Annotated in this window: 16 protein-coding genes and 1 tRNA gene; 7 read left to right on the top strand and 10 right to left on the bottom strand. The window is 54.2% G+C overall.

Going from position 1 to position 16,110, the window contains the following annotated elements:
* The 4 genes from ileS to rpsT all read right to left on the bottom strand — a co-directional run bounded on the left by ileS (nt 1) and on the right by rpsT (nt 5,732).
* Nucleotides 1-2,826 carry an isoleucine--tRNA ligase gene (gene ileS / locus CKX93_RS05330; RefSeq protein ID WP_076755645.1) on the bottom strand — a complete coding sequence of 942 codons (2,826 nt, stop codon included), beginning with the start codon at nt 2,824-2,826 and terminating at the stop codon, nt 1-3.
* Nucleotides 2,823-3,770 carry a bifunctional riboflavin kinase/FAD synthetase gene (ribF, locus tag CKX93_RS05335; RefSeq protein ID WP_076755646.1) on the bottom strand — a complete coding sequence of 316 codons (948 nt, stop codon included), beginning with the start codon at nt 3,768-3,770 and terminating at the stop codon, nt 2,823-2,825. Before ribF ends, ileS begins: the two co-directional genes overlap by 4 nt.
* 69 nt (nt 3,771-3,839) lie before the next feature.
* Nucleotides 3,840-5,399: a murein biosynthesis integral membrane protein MurJ gene (gene murJ, locus CKX93_RS05340; protein ID WP_076755647.1), complete on the bottom strand. Its 1,560-nt coding sequence runs from the start codon at nt 5,397-5,399 to the stop codon at nt 3,840-3,842.
* 72 nt (nt 5,400-5,471) lie between these two features.
* The gene (gene rpsT, locus CKX93_RS05345; RefSeq protein WP_076755648.1) at nt 5,472-5,732 is read right to left on the bottom strand and encodes a 30S ribosomal protein S20; all 261 of its coding nucleotides are present in this window, start codon (nt 5,730-5,732) and stop codon (nt 5,472-5,474) included.
* A 99-nt stretch (nt 5,733-5,831) separates the two neighbouring features.
* On the opposite strand from rpsT, the gene CKX93_RS05350 reads away from it, so the two are divergent.
* Nucleotides 5,832-6,332 carry a DsrE family protein gene (locus CKX93_RS05350; protein WP_143339929.1) on the top strand — a complete coding sequence of 167 codons (501 nt, stop codon included), beginning with the start codon at nt 5,832-5,834 and terminating at the stop codon, nt 6,330-6,332.
* Between the two features lie 7 nt (nt 6,333-6,339).
* Here CKX93_RS05350 and proB read toward each other — a convergent pair whose 3' ends face one another.
* The 4 genes from proB to rplU form a co-directional block, all read right to left on the bottom strand.
* Nucleotides 6,340-7,464 carry a glutamate 5-kinase gene (gene proB / locus CKX93_RS05355; RefSeq protein ID WP_420828600.1) on the bottom strand — a complete coding sequence of 375 codons (1,125 nt, stop codon included), beginning with the start codon at nt 7,462-7,464 and terminating at the stop codon, nt 6,340-6,342.
* Nucleotides 7,451-8,473, bottom strand: coding sequence for an Obg family GTPase CgtA (cgtA, locus tag CKX93_RS05360; RefSeq protein WP_076755650.1), 1,023 nt, complete (start codon nt 8,471-8,473; stop codon nt 7,451-7,453). Before cgtA ends, proB begins: the two co-directional genes overlap by 14 nt.
* Before the next feature lie 69 nt (nt 8,474-8,542).
* Nucleotides 8,543-8,800: a 50S ribosomal protein L27 gene (gene rpmA, locus CKX93_RS05365; protein ID WP_076755651.1), complete on the bottom strand. Its 258-nt coding sequence runs from the start codon at nt 8,798-8,800 to the stop codon at nt 8,543-8,545.
* Between the two features lie 19 nt (nt 8,801-8,819).
* Nucleotides 8,820-9,131 (bottom strand): 50S ribosomal protein L21, encoded by a 312-nt coding sequence (rplU, locus tag CKX93_RS05370; RefSeq protein WP_076755652.1) that lies wholly within the window; start codon nt 9,129-9,131, stop codon nt 8,820-8,822.
* Between the two features lie 174 nt (nt 9,132-9,305).
* Between rplU and ispB the strand changes: the two genes are divergently transcribed.
* Entirely contained in the window at nt 9,306-10,274 is a 969-nt protein-coding gene (gene ispB / locus CKX93_RS05375) for an octaprenyl diphosphate synthase (protein ID WP_076755653.1), read from the top strand.
* Between the two features lie 91 nt (nt 10,275-10,365).
* Nucleotides 10,366-10,442: transfer RNA gene (locus tag CKX93_RS05380), tRNA-Pro, on the top strand.
* A gap of 17 nt (nt 10,443-10,459) precedes the next feature.
* Here the strand turns inward: CKX93_RS05380 and CKX93_RS05385 are convergent.
* Nucleotides 10,460-11,413 (bottom strand): alpha/beta fold hydrolase, encoded by a 954-nt coding sequence (locus tag CKX93_RS05385; RefSeq protein WP_084178666.1) that lies wholly within the window; start codon nt 11,411-11,413, stop codon nt 10,460-10,462.
* A gap of 167 nt (nt 11,414-11,580) precedes the next feature.
* Between CKX93_RS05385 and CKX93_RS05390 the strand changes: the two genes are divergently transcribed.
* The 4 genes from CKX93_RS05390 to spoT are packed head-to-tail and all read left to right on the top strand — an operon-like array spanning nt 11,581 to nt 15,765.
* Entirely contained in the window at nt 11,581-12,588 is a 1,008-nt protein-coding gene (locus tag CKX93_RS05390) for a class 1 fructose-bisphosphatase (protein ID WP_076755655.1), read from the top strand.
* Between the two features lie 33 nt (nt 12,589-12,621).
* Nucleotides 12,622-13,254 carry a guanylate kinase gene (gene gmk / locus CKX93_RS05395; protein ID WP_076755948.1) on the top strand — a complete coding sequence of 211 codons (633 nt, stop codon included), beginning with the start codon at nt 12,622-12,624 and terminating at the stop codon, nt 13,252-13,254.
* Between the two features lie 35 nt (nt 13,255-13,289).
* On the top strand, nt 13,290-13,547 hold the full coding sequence (gene rpoZ / locus CKX93_RS05400; RefSeq protein WP_076755656.1) for a DNA-directed RNA polymerase subunit omega: 258 nt from the start codon (nt 13,290-13,292) through the stop codon (nt 13,545-13,547).
* A gap of 28 nt (nt 13,548-13,575) precedes the next feature.
* Complete coding sequence (spoT, locus tag CKX93_RS05405) at nt 13,576-15,765, top strand: bifunctional GTP diphosphokinase/guanosine-3',5'-bis pyrophosphate 3'-pyrophosphohydrolase (RefSeq protein ID WP_076755657.1); 2,190 nt, start codon at nt 13,576-13,578, stop codon at nt 15,763-15,765.
* A gap of 11 nt (nt 15,766-15,776) precedes the next feature.
* Here the strand turns inward: spoT and CKX93_RS05410 are convergent, their stop codons facing one another.
* Nucleotides 15,777-16,064, bottom strand: a complete 288-nt coding sequence (locus CKX93_RS05410) for a hypothetical protein (protein WP_076755658.1) — start codon at nt 16,062-16,064, stop codon at nt 15,777-15,779.
* Nucleotides 16,065-16,110 lie beyond the last annotated feature (46 nt).

Consider the following 16,110-nt stretch of genomic DNA (forward strand, 5'->3'; position numbering starts at 1 on the left):
CTAGGCCAAATGGCGTTGTTCGCCCGTGCCGCTGACATTCTCAACGCAACGGCCACACAGTTCAGGATGCTCGCTATGCGACCCCACGTCTTCACGTCGATGCCAGCAGCGCACGCATTTCTCATGCGGGCTGCGGCGTGCCTCAATGGCCAGTGCTGTGCCGTCAGGTAGCGCGGTGACCGAGGCCTCATTTGGTGCATGTTGGCGATGCTTTACGTGGGCCTCGGAGGTGATCAGCACAAAACGCAATTCATCGCCCAGCGTCTCTAAAACCTGCAACAGCTCATCTTGGCAATAAACCGTCACATCGGCATCCAGACCCGCACCAATCTCTCCCTCGGTACGCAGCTTTTCCAGCTCCCGACTGACGCATTGGCGTACTTCCAAGACACGCTGCCAGTCAGCGGCACTGAGCACGGCATCGGCATCCAGAGCGAATAAATCTGAGTACCAGGTTTGCAGGAAAATGGAGGCGGACGACTTGCCGGGGATAGCTTGCCAGATTTCCTCGGCGGTGAAGCTGAGGATCGGCGCCAACCAGCGGGTCATGGCTTGGATAATGTGGTACATCGCCGTTTGCGCTGAACGCCGAGCACGACTATCGGCTTGGGTCGTGTACTGACGGTCCTTGATCACGTCTAGATAAAAACTCCCCAGCTCGATCGAGCAGAAGTGGTGCACCCGTTGGTAAATCTGATGAAACTGATACTGCTCATAAGCAGCCACAACTTGGTTTTGCACTTTAAGAGCTTGGTCCACGGCCCAGCGATCCAAAGGCAGCATGGCATCGGCGCTAAGCAAATCCTTTTCAGGATCAAAACCATTCAAATTGGCGAGCAAGAAGCGCGCCGTATTGCGCATGCGCCGATAAGCATCAGCGGTGCGTTTTAAGATTTCATCGGATACGGCCATTTCACCGCTAAAATCCGTGGCCGCCACCCATAGGCGCAGAATATCGGCGCCCAAGGTATCCATGATTTTTTGTGGGGCCACCACATTGCCGCGGGATTTGGACATTTTTTGGCCCAAAGCATCGACCGTGAAGCCATGGGTCAACACAGCGCGGTAGGGTGCTTCACCGCGCATTGCTACAGCGGTCAAAAGTGACGACTGGAACCAACCGCGATGCTGATCCGAGCCTTCTAAATACAGATCGGCTGGCAAGTGACCCAGCTCGGGCCTAGCTTCGGTAACCGTGGCATGGGTGACGCCAGAATCAAACCAAACATCCAGCGTATCGGTGATTTTTTCGTATTGATCGGCTTGATCACCAAGTACTTCTTGCGGCTCTAGCGTAAACCAAGCCTCGATCCCTTGCTGAGCCACGCGCTCAGCCACGGCTTCAATTAGCGCCGGCGTATCGGGATGCAGGACACCGGTATCTTTGTGCACGAACAACGGAATCGGTACACCCCAGTTGCGTTGGCGGGAAATACACCAATCGGGGCGATTTTCTACCATGCCTTGAATACGTGCTTCGCCCCACTCGGGGATCCAGCGCACGTGTTCGATGGCACCGAGCGCTGCTTTGCGCAACTGATGACGCTCCATGCTAATAAACCACTGTGCGGTGGCACGAAACAAAATAGGGGTCTTGTGGCGCCAGCAGTGCGGGTAACTGTGGGTGAGTTTTTCACTGTGCACCAGACTGCCGTTATCCCGCATCAGGTCAATGATGAGGGTATTGGCCTGCTCGGTACTCTTGCCCTCCAGTAAGGGCGTTCCGGTAACAAAGTAACCGCGGGCATCCACCGGGTTGTCAATCGGTAGCTGATAACGAGTACCAACGACATAGTCTTCCTGACCATGCCCAGGGGCGGTGTGTACTGCACCTGTGCCGGCCTCTAGGGTGACATGCTCGCCGAGAATTAGCGGCACTTCCCGTTCGTAAAAGGGATGTTTGAGGATCAGGCCCTCTAAAGCAGCGCCCGGCGCAAAGCCAATGACTTGGAAGCCCGTAATGCCATAGCGCTGCATCAGGCCCTCAACCAGCTGCCGAGCCAGCAGCAAGGCTTCACCATTGATTTTCACTAGGGCGTATTCCAGCTCCGGGTGAATGGCCACGGCTTGGTTGGCGGGCAAAGTCCATGGTGTGGTGGTCCAGATCACCACACTGGCTGACTCCAAATTCGGTTCACCCGCTAAATTCAGTCGGCGCAGCAAGTCTTCGCTATCGACGCAGGTAAAGCGTACATCGACGGTGAGTGAGGTTTTATCGTGATACTCCACTTCCGCCTCAGCCAGAGCTGAGCCGCAGTCCAAGCACCAATGCACGGGCTTATGGCCTTTCTCCAGATGGCCTTGCTCAATGATGCGCCCTAGACTACGAATAATGTCGGCTTCTACCGCGTAATCCATGGTGAGATAGGGATTGTCCCAATCTCCCAGCACGCCAAGGCGCTTGAAATCCTGACGTTGGCGGTTGACTTGCTCTAGGGCGTACTCACGACAAGCGTGGCGAAAGGCTTTAGCATCAATGCCCTTACCAGCCTTGCCCAAAGCTTTTTCCACCTGCAGTTCGATGGGCAATCCATGGCAGTCCCAACCGGGCACATAGGGCGCGTCAAAGCCAGCCAAAGTGCGGCTTTTGACGATGATGTCCTTGAGGATTTTGTTTACCGCATGACCGATGTGAATATCCCCATTGGCATAGGGCGGCCCATCCGCCAGGACGAACTTAGGGCGACCCGCACTGGCTTGGCGAATGGCCTGATAGAGCCCATCTTTTTCCCACTGCGCCAACCGGTCAGGCTCGCGCCGAGCCAGGTCGCCACGCATGGGGAAATCAGTCTGCGGCAGGTTTAATGTGTGTTTGTAATCGGTCATTGCCACTGGCTTCCCGTTGGCCGTTGAAAGAACGCATGAGCCAAAGCGATATCTTCGCCGATACGCGCGCGCAGCGCATCTAACGACTCAAAACGAACCTCGTCGCGAATGTGGTGCAGCAGGTCCACTTGTATGTGCTGTCCGTATAAATCACCCGTAAAATCAAACAGGTGGACTTCTAAACGCAGCTCAGTGCCATTCACAGTCGGCCGTCTGCCGACGTTAGCCACCCCTTGGATGGGGGCGCCCTGTGGGCCAAAAACCTCGGCGGCAAAGACGCCGCGCACTGCCATAGCGTGTTTGCCCAAGCGCAAATTGGCGGTGGGGAAGCCCAATTGTCGGCCGCGTTTATCGCCATGGGCAACGCGGCCATTCATGCGATAGGGTCGGCCCAAGAGGCGCTCGGCATCACGCATATTGCCGGCGGCTAGAGCGGCGCGCACCCGGGTGCTACTGACCCGCTCACCATCGATTTGGAAACTGTGCATGTGCACTACCTCAAAGCCCAGTCTCTCTCCCGCTTCTGCCAGTGTCGTAAAATCACCGGAGCGATTCTTGCCGAAGCGAAAATCATCACCCACCACCAGATAGCGAACATTCAGGCGGTCGACTAAAAGACGCTGGATAAAATCATCGGCGCTCAAGTTGGCCAGTGGCGCATCAAAGCGCAGACACAGCAGGCGGTCCACAGAAAATCGGCTCAGCGCCAGATATTTATCGCGGAAACGCTGCAAGCGCGCGGGTGCCTTCTCACCCATGAAATACTCCCTAGGTAAGGGCTCAAAACTGATGACAGTGGTGGGCAGGTTGAGCAGAGCCGCTTTTTCCGCCAGCTGACCCAGAACGGCTTGATGTCCCAAGTGCACGCCATCAAAGTTGCCAATAGTGGCAACAGTCCCGCGATGGCGGTCCTTCAGGTTGTGCGCGCCGCGAATAAGTTCCATGAACCTGCAATGCAAAAGGCAAGATTATACGGGTCTGGTGTTCCGCATGACCACCTTCAAAGCGGATTATTACTCGCCGCTGAGCAGGAATTGTCGGGGCCGTAAGCCCAGGGCGAGCAGAGCCAGGATGTAGGTGAGCGCGCCTGCAGCAATTAGCAGTAGCAATTGGGTGAGGCGTTGCGGCGCCAACCACTGACTCCACAAAGTCACATCCGGCAGCATCCACAGCAGCAAACCGACCAGTAGCGCATTGGCTGTCAGGATACGCAGCAGAAAAGAACGCCAGCCCGGATTTAAGGTGAGGATGCCACTGCGGCGCAGTCCCAGGAACAACAGTAAAGCATTCAGATAGGCCGACAGTGTTGTCGCCAGAGCCAGACCCGCATGCGGCCCTGCCCAGCCCAACATTACCCACGGCACGACAATGGCGATATTAAGAATAATGTTGGCCAGCATGGCAATCACCGCTACCTTGACCGGGGTTTTTGTGTCCTGTCGAGAGAAATAGCCGGGGGCGAGAATTTTGATCAACATGAAACCAGGCAGGCCGGCTGCATAGGCCATCAAAGACAAAGCCGCCATATGTGTGTCGCTGGCCAAAAACTCTCGATATTGAATCAAGCTGGCGAGAATCGGCGTGGCCAAAAGAATCAAGCCAAGTGCTGAGGGGATGGCAATGAGTACAGCCAAGCGCAGCGCCCAATCCAAAGTTTGGCTAAAGCCCTGGCGATTGGATTGCGCATGTTCTTTGGAGAGGCGGGGCAGGATGACCGTGGCAATGGCGATGCCAAACAGCGCCAGAGGCAATTCGACAAAGCGATCCGAGAAATACAACCAGGTGATGGAGCCTGCCATGAGGAACGATGCGATCAAGGTGTCAATCAATAAATTGATTTGCACCACCGAGGTCCCAAAGATGGCGGGCAGCATCAATCGAAAGATGCGCTTCACGCCCTCATGCGCACGTCGCCAACGCGGCCGCGGCAACAGGCCATGGCGCATCAAAAAAGGGATTTGAAAAGCCAACTGAATGGCACCTGCTGCGAATACTCCCCAAGCCAGTGCCACCACCGGTTCAGAGAAGTAGGGCGCGCCATACAAAGCCGCGACAATGAGCGAGAGATTGAGAAATACTGGGGTGAAAGCGGGGACGGCAAAACGCCCAAGGCTATTTAAAATTCCCCCAGCCATCGCCGTTAGTGAAATGAATAACAAGTAAGGAAAGGTGATGCGCAGCATCTCCGCGGCCAGCACATGCCGCCCGTCGTCGCCCTGAAAGCCAGGGGCGAAAATGCTGATTAATACCGGGGCGGCGATAATCCCTACGGCCGTCACCAAAAACAGGACCAGCGTCAGCGCGCCGCTGACATGATCGACCAAGTCTTTGAGCGCAGCCGCCCCCCGCTTTTCTCGATACTCAGCAAAAACCGGCACAAAGGCCTGCGAAAAGGCGCCCTCAGCAAACAGGCGACGCAGAAAGTTGGGGATGCGAAAGGCGACGAAAAAGGCATCGGTGGCGCCGCTCGCACCAAAGGTGATTGCCAACACCATATCGCGTAGATAGCCAAATAGGCGCGATATCAGCGTCATGCTGCTGACAATGGCGGTAGATTTAAAGATTCGGCTCATGGGCGGCTAAACAGGCGGACATGAAAAAGCCCGGCGTACCGGGCTTTTATATCACGAGAAAGTGCCTGACGCTCAAAGCGCGCGGACGCGACTATTGAGTCGGCTTTTGTGGCGCGCGGCCTTATTCCGATGAATAATGCCTTTGGTGACGGTTTGATCAATCACTGGCACGGCAGCTTGATAGGCTGCGGTGGCGGTTTCTTTATCGCCAGCGCGAACGGCTTTGAGCACTTTCTTCACCGCGGTGCGGAAATGTGAACGAGCCGCCATGTTACGCTGCCGGTTATTCTCCGCCTGACGGGCGCGCTTACGGGCTGAGGCGATATTGGCCAAAGGACTCTCCTGATGAATACAATTCGATAAAAGCGCGAAAGTGTGCCCCGACGGGCGCTTAATGTCAATAATAAGATGTGGTTTTTAAAAGGAGGAGTGATGATGAAAAGACGAAGCGTGAAGAGCTTTTTCCTGATTTTTTTGTTGTTGTCTTTGGTTTGGGCTCCCGCTCCTTTGATTGCCGGGGATCAGACTGCTAGGGTCGTCTGGCATGTGGATTTTTCGGACCCTCGACGCTTCAGCGCCATGCTAACCAGCATCAACAATATGGCGGTATTGTATGAGAGCGAGTTGATGGAGCATGACATTCGCATTGTTGCTTTGTCACATGGCATTCGTTTTCTCACTGATGACCCACTCACGGGTACGCCCTTCGTTGAAGACGAGGTATTAGCAGCAGAACGTGACAATCTTCGAGGCCGATTGATGACTTTAATGAGTATGCATGATGTCAAAGTCGAGCTATGCGACATCACGCGCACGGCGGTAGGGCTCGACGCGGGCATTTTCTACGATGGCATCGAGATCGTCCCCTCAGGGGTGGTGCGTATTGCCGACCTGCAAAGTAACCACGGATTTGCTTACTTAAAAGCAGAGTAGCCAGGGCTTATAACAACACTAAGTTGTCTCTGTGGATGAGTTCCAACTCATCCACATAGCCCAGTATGGCGGCAATTTTCTCGGCGCGATGGCCTTTGATGCGGCGCGCTTCATCGGCCCCATAATTCACCAACCCGCGAGCAATGGCCACCCCATCGGGCGCGACGCAGGTGACCACATCGCCTCGTGAGAATTTACCCTTTACTTCGGTCACGCCTACCGCTAAGAGGCTGCGCCCAGCGCTGCGGATGACATCAGCAGCGCCCGCATCAAGAATCAGCTGACCGCGCGAGACCAATTGTCCAGCGATCCACTGTTTGCGTGCCGCAACCGGCTCCCGATCAGGGCGCAGCAATGTGCCTAGGTTCTCTCCAGCTGCCAAGCGTTCCAAAATTCGCGGCTGACGTCCTGAAGCAATGATGGTATGCGTGCCCGAGCGGGCCGCCCGCGCCGCTGCCGAAAGTTTGGTGGCCATGCCGCCACTGCCTAATGCGCCAAAGCGTGGCGCTACCAGTTTTTGCAGAGCAACGTCAGATGCCCAGCCTTCACTCACCAGATTGGCCTCAGTCTGCGCACGCGGATCGGCATCAAATAGACCCTCTTGATCAGTGAGAATCACCAGCATTGAGGCTTCAACCAGATTACATACTAGGGCTGCCAGCGTGTCATTATCACCGAAGCGAATTTCTTCTGTGGCCACCGTATCGTTTTCATTGACCACGGGGATGGCGCGCATCTCCATTAAGGTTCTCAGGGTGCTACGGGCGTTGAGATATCTGCGTCGATTGGCCAGATCATCATGGGTGAGTAAGACTTGCGCGGCATGTAAGCCATGGCGCTGAAAAATGCTCTCATAGGCCTGAATCAAACCCATCTGACCGACTGCAGCAGCTGCTTGCAGTGCGTAGAGTGCTTTTGGGCGCTGTTTTAGGCCGAGGCGAGACATGCCCTCGGCCACTGCGCCAGAGGAAACCAAGATAATCTCACGGCCCTCGCGACTCAGGCGCGCGACCTGCTCCGCCCAGTCGGTTAAAGCCGCTTGGTCCAGACCTCTGCCTTCATCAGTGATTAGGGCTGAGCCAATCTTGACTACCCAGCGCTGCGATTGACCCAGCTGTTCACGCGTCATCATGTTCACTTTCCAAATATCTCATGATGTCCTGCATGAGTCCCTGGGTACCTTCGCCGGTGGCAGCTGAAATGGCATAAACTGGGCCCGGCCAGTTTAATTCCTCAGCCAATTGGGACGCACAAGCAGCCCGTTCTTCCGGAGGCAGAAGATCCATTTTGTTGATCACCAGCCAGCGCGGCTGTTCCAGCAACTCGGGATCAAACTGCTGCATTTCTGATTCAATAACTGCCACCGCTTGTTTGGGCTCTTGTGAGGGATCTGCTGGCTGAATATCAACCACATGCAGCAGTAAGCGATTACGCGCCAAATGCTTGAGAAACCGAATGCCTAGGCCCGCGCCCTCAGCAGCCCCTTCAATCAGTCCAGGAATATCCGCCATCACGAAACTTTGTAAGGCGCCGACCCGCACCACACCCAAGTTGGGATGCAATGTTGTGAACGGATAATCAGCGACTTTTGGCGTTGCCGCCGATACCGTGGAAATCAGCGTCGATTTGCCGGCATTGGGTAGGCCCAACAAACCCACATCGGCCAGTAGTTTCAATTCCAGCCTGAGTTGCCGCAGCTCACCCGGTGTTCCGGGTTTGGACTGACGCGGTGCCCGGTTCACCGAGCTTTTGTAGCGGGCATTGCCCAGCCCATGAAAGCCGCCCTGAGCCACTTTGAGTTTTTGTCCATGGGCCACCAAATCGCCAATCAGCTCATCAGTTTCCGCATCAAAGCACAAAGTGCCCACTGGCACGGGTATCTCTAAATCTTCGCCCGAGTGACCGGTCATGTTGCGGCCACGGCCATTTTCACCCCGACCCGCTTCAAAATGACGCTTGAGACGAAAGTCTGCCAAGGTATTCAAGTCATGGCTAGCAACGAGAAATATCGATCCGCCATCACCGCCATCGCCGCCATCAGGTCCGCCAAAGGGTACATATTTTTCCCGTCGAAAACTGACACAGCCATTGCCGCCATCACCGGCTTTGACTTTGATGAGCGCTTCGTCGACGAATTTCATAGTGTTTTAATCCACAAAAAAGCCCCGGGCAGGCCGGGGCTTTCGCATTCAGCCTGCGCTGAGCAACCGTTAGGCAGGCTGCACGCTCACAAACTTGCGATTTTTCGGGCCTTTGTTATGAAACACAACCAAGCCGTCCACTTTGGCAAACAGCGTATGGTCTTTGCCACAGCCCACATTGACTCCCGGATGGACTTTGGTACCGCGCTGACGGACCAGGATATTACCGGCGAGTACGCTTTGCCCGCCATAGCGCTTGACGCCAAGGCGTTTGCTTTCTGAATCGCGGCCGTTGCGTGTACTGCCGCCTGCTTTCTTATGTGCCATGTCTGCTTACCCTATTCAATCAACCGGCAATCGAGGTGATTTCCAGCTCGGTGTAGTGCTGGCGATGACCCATTTGCTTGCGGTGGTGTTTGCGGCGGCGGAATTTGATGATTTCAATCTTTTCGCCACGCCCGTGCGCCTTGACCGTTGCTGTGACTTTGGCGCCCTTAACCATGGGCTCGCCAATTTTCACGGCGTCGCCGCTACCAACCATCAACACATCACTGAATTCCACAGCTGCGCCGGCGTCGGCGTCGAGTTTCTCGACCCTGAGCACGTCACCCTGGGTAACCCGGTATTGCTTGCCACCGGTGGCGATAACCGCATACATCCTGTTGTTCTCCAAAAAGGGGGTCACGCAAAGAGGCGGAATTCTAACTGCGTAGCTGCCACAGGTCAAATACTGGCGTCATCTCTTCAGAGAAGCTGCTTGACAGCGAACCGCGTCATTCCTAGCATGCCGTAAGACTTTTCCCTCCCCAAGCCCGTTGGCACTGATAATTTCATGCAATTGGATCAAATACGTGAATTGATCGCCGCTGATATGACCGCGGTAGACCAGTGCATTCGTGAGCGCTTGCAGTCGCCCGTGGTGCTGATCAATCAGCTTGGACACTACATTATTAATAGTGGTGGTAAGCGTCTGCGGCCTTTGTTGGTATTGCTTTCTGCGGGCGCCTGTTCCTACTCGGGTCGTGATCATATTTCTATGGCGGCAGTCATCGAGTTCATTCACACCGCAACGCTACTGCATGACGATGTGGTCGATGACTCCCAAATGCGTCGCGGTCGTCAAACCGCCAATGCTTTATTTGGCAATGAAGCCAGCGTATTGGTGGGTGATTTTCTCTACTCGCGTTCCTTTGAAATGATGGTCGAGCTAGGTGATATGCGCATCATGCAAATCGTCTCCAATACCACCAGCACCGTGGCTGAGGGTGAAGTGATGCAGTTGCTCAATTGCCATGATGCCGACACCACAGAAGAGCGCTACATGCATGTGATTCAGTCCAAAACCGCGAAATTATTTGAAGCCGCCGGCCGCATGGGGCCGATTCTGGCAGGTCAGTCAGAGGTCATTGAACAGGGTTTGGCAGCCTACGGCATGCACCTCGGCACGGCGTTTCAGCTCATTGATGATGTTCTGGACTACAGCGGTCAACAGGGAGAGATGGGCAAAAACATGGGCGATGACTTAGCCGAGGGTAAACCCACTTTGCCGTTAATTCATGCCATTCGCACGGGCGCTGCTGAGAATGCCACCTTGATTCGTGAGGCGATTGAACAGGGCGGTCGCGAGTACGCGGATAGAGTTTTGGCTGCTTTAGCCGAGTCTCAGTCCATCGATTACGCCCGAGCCATGGCACAGCGGGAAATTGATCATGCCATCGATAACCTGAAGGTATTGCCAGAAAGCCAGTATCGCGATGCATTGATTGAACTGGCCCGCTTATCGATTGATCGGGCCTCATAAAGATCTACTTCTAAATACCGTCCTACCGTAGACATCGCGATCTGCTGAAGTCACAATACCCAGCCTGTCCACTAGGTGCAGAAAACGACCTCGGAGTGTAGCTCAGCCTGGTAGAGCACTGCCTTCGGGAGGCAGGGGTCGAAGGTTCGAATCCTTTCACTCCGACCAAATTCTTTAAAGGTTCCTTACTCGTTTGGCTGGTCGGCCAACGGCCGAGCGGTTTCTGCATGCTTCTGCAAAAACGCGTCATAGTGTTTAAAGAACGTCTCAGGAATCTCAAAATACGGTAGCGCGCCTGCCTCCAGAAGATGGATATCCCATTGGGGATTGTCGGCAAACAAGCCAACGCCGCGATAGTCCACAAAATCTCCGCGGTCACCATGCGTCATGAATACTGGGATTTTCAGCGATTCATAGACTCGGGTGATGTCATTGCTGAACAAATTACCCGAAAGAAAGTGATAGGGAGCATGCATGGCACCCGGCTGGTTGGTGGTTGTTGTACTGTAGTCCAACAAGCCCTCATCAATATTTTTTGAACCCCAAGCTTTGTTCAGGAAAAAGCGCACAACAGAGCGTCGCGTGAGTGCGTTATAGACCGACTGAGACCAAGGTGGGCGAGTAAACATGGCGTAAAGCCAAGGCATGCCGCGTGTGCTACCCGGCGGACCGTCACGACGGGTCGTGCCTTTAAAGCCGGTCGGGCTGATCATGGCGATGCTATGCAACCATTGGGGCTGCTCAGCAGCTGCTCTGGCTAGGAATTCAGACCCCAGCGAGAGAGATAAGGCGTCAATGGTCATGTCTTGATGCCGACTGCGCAGCTCGCTAACGCCGCGCAAGATGGCATCGGTCATGAGACGTGGTGTGTAATTCCTGTCGCTGCGGTCAGAGCGACCAAAGCCTGGCAGCTCCAGCGCGTAAACGGGACGAGACCCGAGAAAATGATCGTAAATCGGTTTGATCTCATAGGCTGACCCTGCTGCGTTGACACTGTGGATCAACAATAGCGGTCGCGCTTTTGCGGCATCTGGTTCGATATGGGCGTAAAGACTGAGCCTGCCGGTTTGCGGGTCATCGATGTAACTATGCTCCCCCGAAAGCGCTGGAGGTAGGGGGCTTGTGACCGTTTGCTTCATGGAAATCCACTCCCGGGCTTAAAAACCCCATTCAGATTAAGGCATAGGCCATAGCAGCCTGTTCTGCTAGTATAACGGCAGTGTACGCGCTCCCGGCTGACGCTGGCAAAACAACAACAAAAGCGCGCGAAAAATCATCAATTATTATCGCTAAAAGGGGTTTGAGTATGCATATCGGTACTACACTGACCAATTTTATCATTGAGTCACAACGTAAATTTTCTGGCGCCACAGGGGAATTCACTGGCCTACTGAATGATATCGCTGTCGCTTGTAAAAAGATTTCTGACCTGGTGAATAAGGGTGATCTGGTCGGTATCCTGGGGACTGCCGGGTCTGAGAATGTTCAGGGCGAACAACAGAAAAAGCTCGATGTGATCTCCAATGAGATTTTTATCGAGGCCTTGGCACATAACGGTCATGTTGCTGGCCTGGCCTCGGAAGAAATGGATGAGATCTACGAGTTGCCCAAACAGGCGCCGCGTGGCAAGTACTTGGTGTTGTTCGATCCCCTAGATGGGTCTTCGAATATCGATGTCAATGTATCGGTGGGGACCATTTTTTCCATACTCAAAGCCCCGCCTGGCGTCGATAATCCTTCCACTGAGGATTTTTTAAAGCCGGGAACTGAGCAAGTGGCTGCTGGCTATTGCCTGTATGGTCCATCAACCATGATGGTGCTGACCACTGGCCAAGGCACAAATATGTTCACCTTGGATCGTGATTTTGGCGAATTTCTTTTGACCCATTCGGACATTCAAATTCCAGAAGATACTCAGGAGTTTGCGGTGAATGCCTCCAATATGCGTTTCTGGGAAGAGCCTGTGCAGCGCTATATCGACGAATGCCTCGCGGGCAAGGATGGCCCCCGCGGTAAAGACTTCAATATGCGTTGGATTGCTTCCATGGTGGCGGAAGTGCACCGCATTTTGACGCGGGGCGGAATTTTTATGTACCCATTGGACTCCAAGCTCCAGAGCAAGGGACAAACAGGCAAATTGCGGCTGATGTACGAAGCCAATCCTATGGCCTTTATCATCGAGCAGGCAGGCGGGGCCGCCACAACGGGTCGTGAGAGAATTCTTAGCATGAGTCCGGCAGCGATTCACCAGCGAGTGCCCGTCGTTCTGGGTTCAAAAAATGAGGTAGACCGCTTGACCGGTTACCATCACTGATCGATACGCACTGGGTATGGGGGCTGATATTTGTTGACTCGCGGAAGCTTATTTGTTGTTTCAGCCCCATCCGGCGCGGGCAAAACCAGTCTGGTTGCGGCTTTGCTTGAGTCGCGGCCAGACATAGTTGTTTCGGTGTCGCATACGACGCGCAAGCCTCGTCAGGGTGAAGTGAATGGTCGGCATTATCATTTTGCTAGCGCCGAAGACTTTTTGGGTATGGTTCAGGATGGAGCATTCTTGGAGCATGCTCGAGTCTTTGACCACTACTACGGAACCTCCAGGCAGGCAGTGGAAGACGAGCTCACGGCCGGTCATGATGTGATACTAGAAATTGACTGGCAGGGTGCGCAGCAGGTGCGGCGTTTGATGCCAGAATGTTATTCCATTTTTATTTTGCCGCCATCGAAAGCGGCGTTAGAACAGCGACTGCGGTCACGTGGTAAGGACAGCGACGAGATCATCGCCAGACGTTTGCGTGATGCCACGGAAGACATCAGTCATTACGACGAATACGACTACGTGGTGGTGAATGATAATTTCGACCTGGCGCTGGGCGAGATGGAATCTATTTTTCGCGCCAATCGCCTGCGCACTAGGTCGCAGATGCAGTCTTATCGCAGTTTGTTAGACGAGTTGCTGGCAGATACCAGCAAAACCCCCTAGAATCCATTAAGTTAGAGAATCATTTCGAGGTTTTTATGGCACGCATTACCGTAGAAGATTGTTTGGACAATGTAGACAACCGGTTTCAGCTGGTTTTGGTCGCCGCTAAGCGTGCCCGCCAGCTCGCCAGCGGTATACACCCGCATGTGGACTGGGAGAATGACAAGCCCACGGTTGTCGCGCTGCGGGAAATTGCCGCCGGTCATATCGGCCGGGAAGTGCTGGATGAAGTGACGGCGCAGGAGCATGCCATGCCCACAGCCATTGTCGAAGAGGTCACTCCGGAGCAATAGTCCGGTGAGCTGACCTCATCTCCGCGCCATGGTCGAGACCGCAACCACTGCCAAGACCACTGCGACATCGACCTCGCTGGATAACACGCGCTTTCTTGCGCGTGATTTATGTTCCTATCTGGAAACCTACCTAGACTCGGATCAGGTGGCCGAAGTGTACCGCGCTTACCTGTTGGGTGCCGAAGCCCATGACGGCCAGATGCGCCTCAGCGGCGACCCCTATATCATCCATCCGCTGGCCGTTGCCAAGACCATGGCGGAGATGCGTTTAGACCATAAGAGCATCGTTGCCGCGATCCTTCATGATGTGATGGAGGATACCCACATCAGCAAAGAACGCATTGTCACCGAGTTTGGTGAGGATGTGGCCGAATTGGTGGATGGAGTATCCAAACTAACCCATCTAAAATTCAGTTCCAAAGCCGAAGCCCAGGCAGAAAACTTCCGCAAAATGATGCTGGCGATCACCCGAGATTTGCGCGTGATCCTCATTAAACTGGCCGATCGTCTCCACAATATGCGCACCTTGGGCGTGATGCGTGCTGACAAGAGTCGCCGCATTGCGCGTGAGACCTTAGACATCTATGCGCCGATTGCACAGCGCTTGGGCATGAATGCGATTCGCAGAGAGCTGGAGATGCTCGGTTTTGCCGCGCATTATCCGATGCGCTATCGCATCCTTCAGGAGGCGGTAAAAAAATCACGCGGTCATCGCAAGGAAGTGATGCAGAAAATTGAGACCGCCATTTGTGCGCGCATGGAAGAAGCCAGCATCGAAGCACGCATTACCGGTCGTGAAAAACATCTATACAGCATCTACCGCAAGATGCAGGAAAAGCGGCTGTCGTTTGCAGAAGTCTTTGATGTTTATGCCATCCGTATCGTCGCCGGTGATGTTGATGCCTGCTATCGAGCACTGGGTGTGGTGCATAACTTGTATAAGCCAGTGCCGGGGCGATTCAAGGATTACATCGCCATTCCTAAGGCCAACGGGTACCAAAGCCTGCATACCGTGTTGTTTGGACCGCATGGTATTCCCATCGAAGTGCAAATCCGCACCCAGGAGATGGATCAGGTTGCCGAGAGCGGCATTGCCGCCCACTGGCTGTATAAGACGGGGGATCGCCAGTCAGGGACGGCCCAGGCTCGTGCGCGCGAGTGGCTAAAAAGCGTGCTGGAAATTCAGCAGGCGGCCGGTAACTCCATGGAGTTTCTCGAGAGTGTGAAAGTCGATTTATTCCCTGAGGAGGTTTACATCTTCACACCTCAGGGTGAAATCATGGAGTTGCCGCGCGGGGCCACCGCAGTAGATTTTGCCTATGCCGTCCACTCAGACGTGGGCAATACCTGTGTGGCAGCTAAGATTGACCGACGTTTGGCGCCATTATCCACGCGTTTGGAAAGTGGCCGTACGGTTGAGATTGTTACAGCGCCGGGGGCCCGACCTAATCCGGCTTGGCTTAACTTTGTGGTCACGGGTAAGGCGCGTACGGCCATTCGCCACTATTTGAAGAATCTGCAGCTGAGTGAAGCCATCAGTTTAGGTCAGCGGTTATTGGATAAGGCGCTTAATAATGTGGGCAGCAGTCTGGCTGATGTGGACCCTCAGCGTTGGGTGCTCATTTTGTCCGAGCTTGAACTTAAGGATCAGGAAACCTTGCTGGCTGATATTGGCCTCGGGAATCGCATGGCCGCTTTGGTGGCACGACGCCTATTGCTCGATTGGGAGCAAGATGAAGCGGCATCCGCCGAAACAGAGGGTGATGATGCTAATGCGCCTTTGGCAGTTAAAGGCACCGAAGGCATGGTCCTGTCTTTCGCCCGTTGCTGCTATCCCATCCCGGGTGATGCCATCGTTGGGGTGATGAGTGCGGGTCGAGGGCTGGTGGTGCATCGCGAAAATTGCGGCAATGCGCTAGAAAACCGTCACAAGCCCGACAAGTGGATACCACTGCAATGGCATCCTGAAACCCAACCCGAATATAACGCAGCGATCCGGGTTCAGACCGCCAATAAACGCGGTGTTTTGGCTAACTTAGCCGCCGTCATCTCTGATCTGGGATCGAATATTGAGAATGTCTCATTTGATGAACGAGATGGTCATGTGTCAACGATCACGTTTACCGTCAGTGTTCGCGACCGGAAACATCTAGCCGACATGATGCGTCGTATGCGTCATGTCCCAGAGGTGCTTCGCATTAATCGATCTCGGGGCTGAGCCCCGTCAGATTAGTCGCCTGCTCCTTGAGAGCTCTGCTGCGCGGGACGATTGCCCCCTGGTTTTCTGGAAAAAGATTTCTTTCTTCCCGAGCTTGGACGATTGCGACTGCCCCGCGAACGGCCAGAGCCATTACTGTGCGCATCATGGCGATCAGAAGCGGATTTTTGATTGACAGGTGCGAGCGATATTTCCAGCTCAATCAACTCATCCCATTGCGCTTCGGAACGCTTGCTATCGGGTATAGACAAAAGTTCTTTGAGGCGTTGCTTAGGGTGGACGGTTTCTGATTCAGTCATGGTAGATTTTCATGGTTTTTACCCCTTTTTTGAGGCTGGTTGATGA

The organism is Ectothiorhodosinus mongolicus (genome assembly GCF_022406875.1).
GTDB classification, from domain to species: domain Bacteria; phylum Pseudomonadota; class Gammaproteobacteria; order Ectothiorhodospirales; family Ectothiorhodospiraceae; genus Ectothiorhodospira; species Ectothiorhodospira mongolica.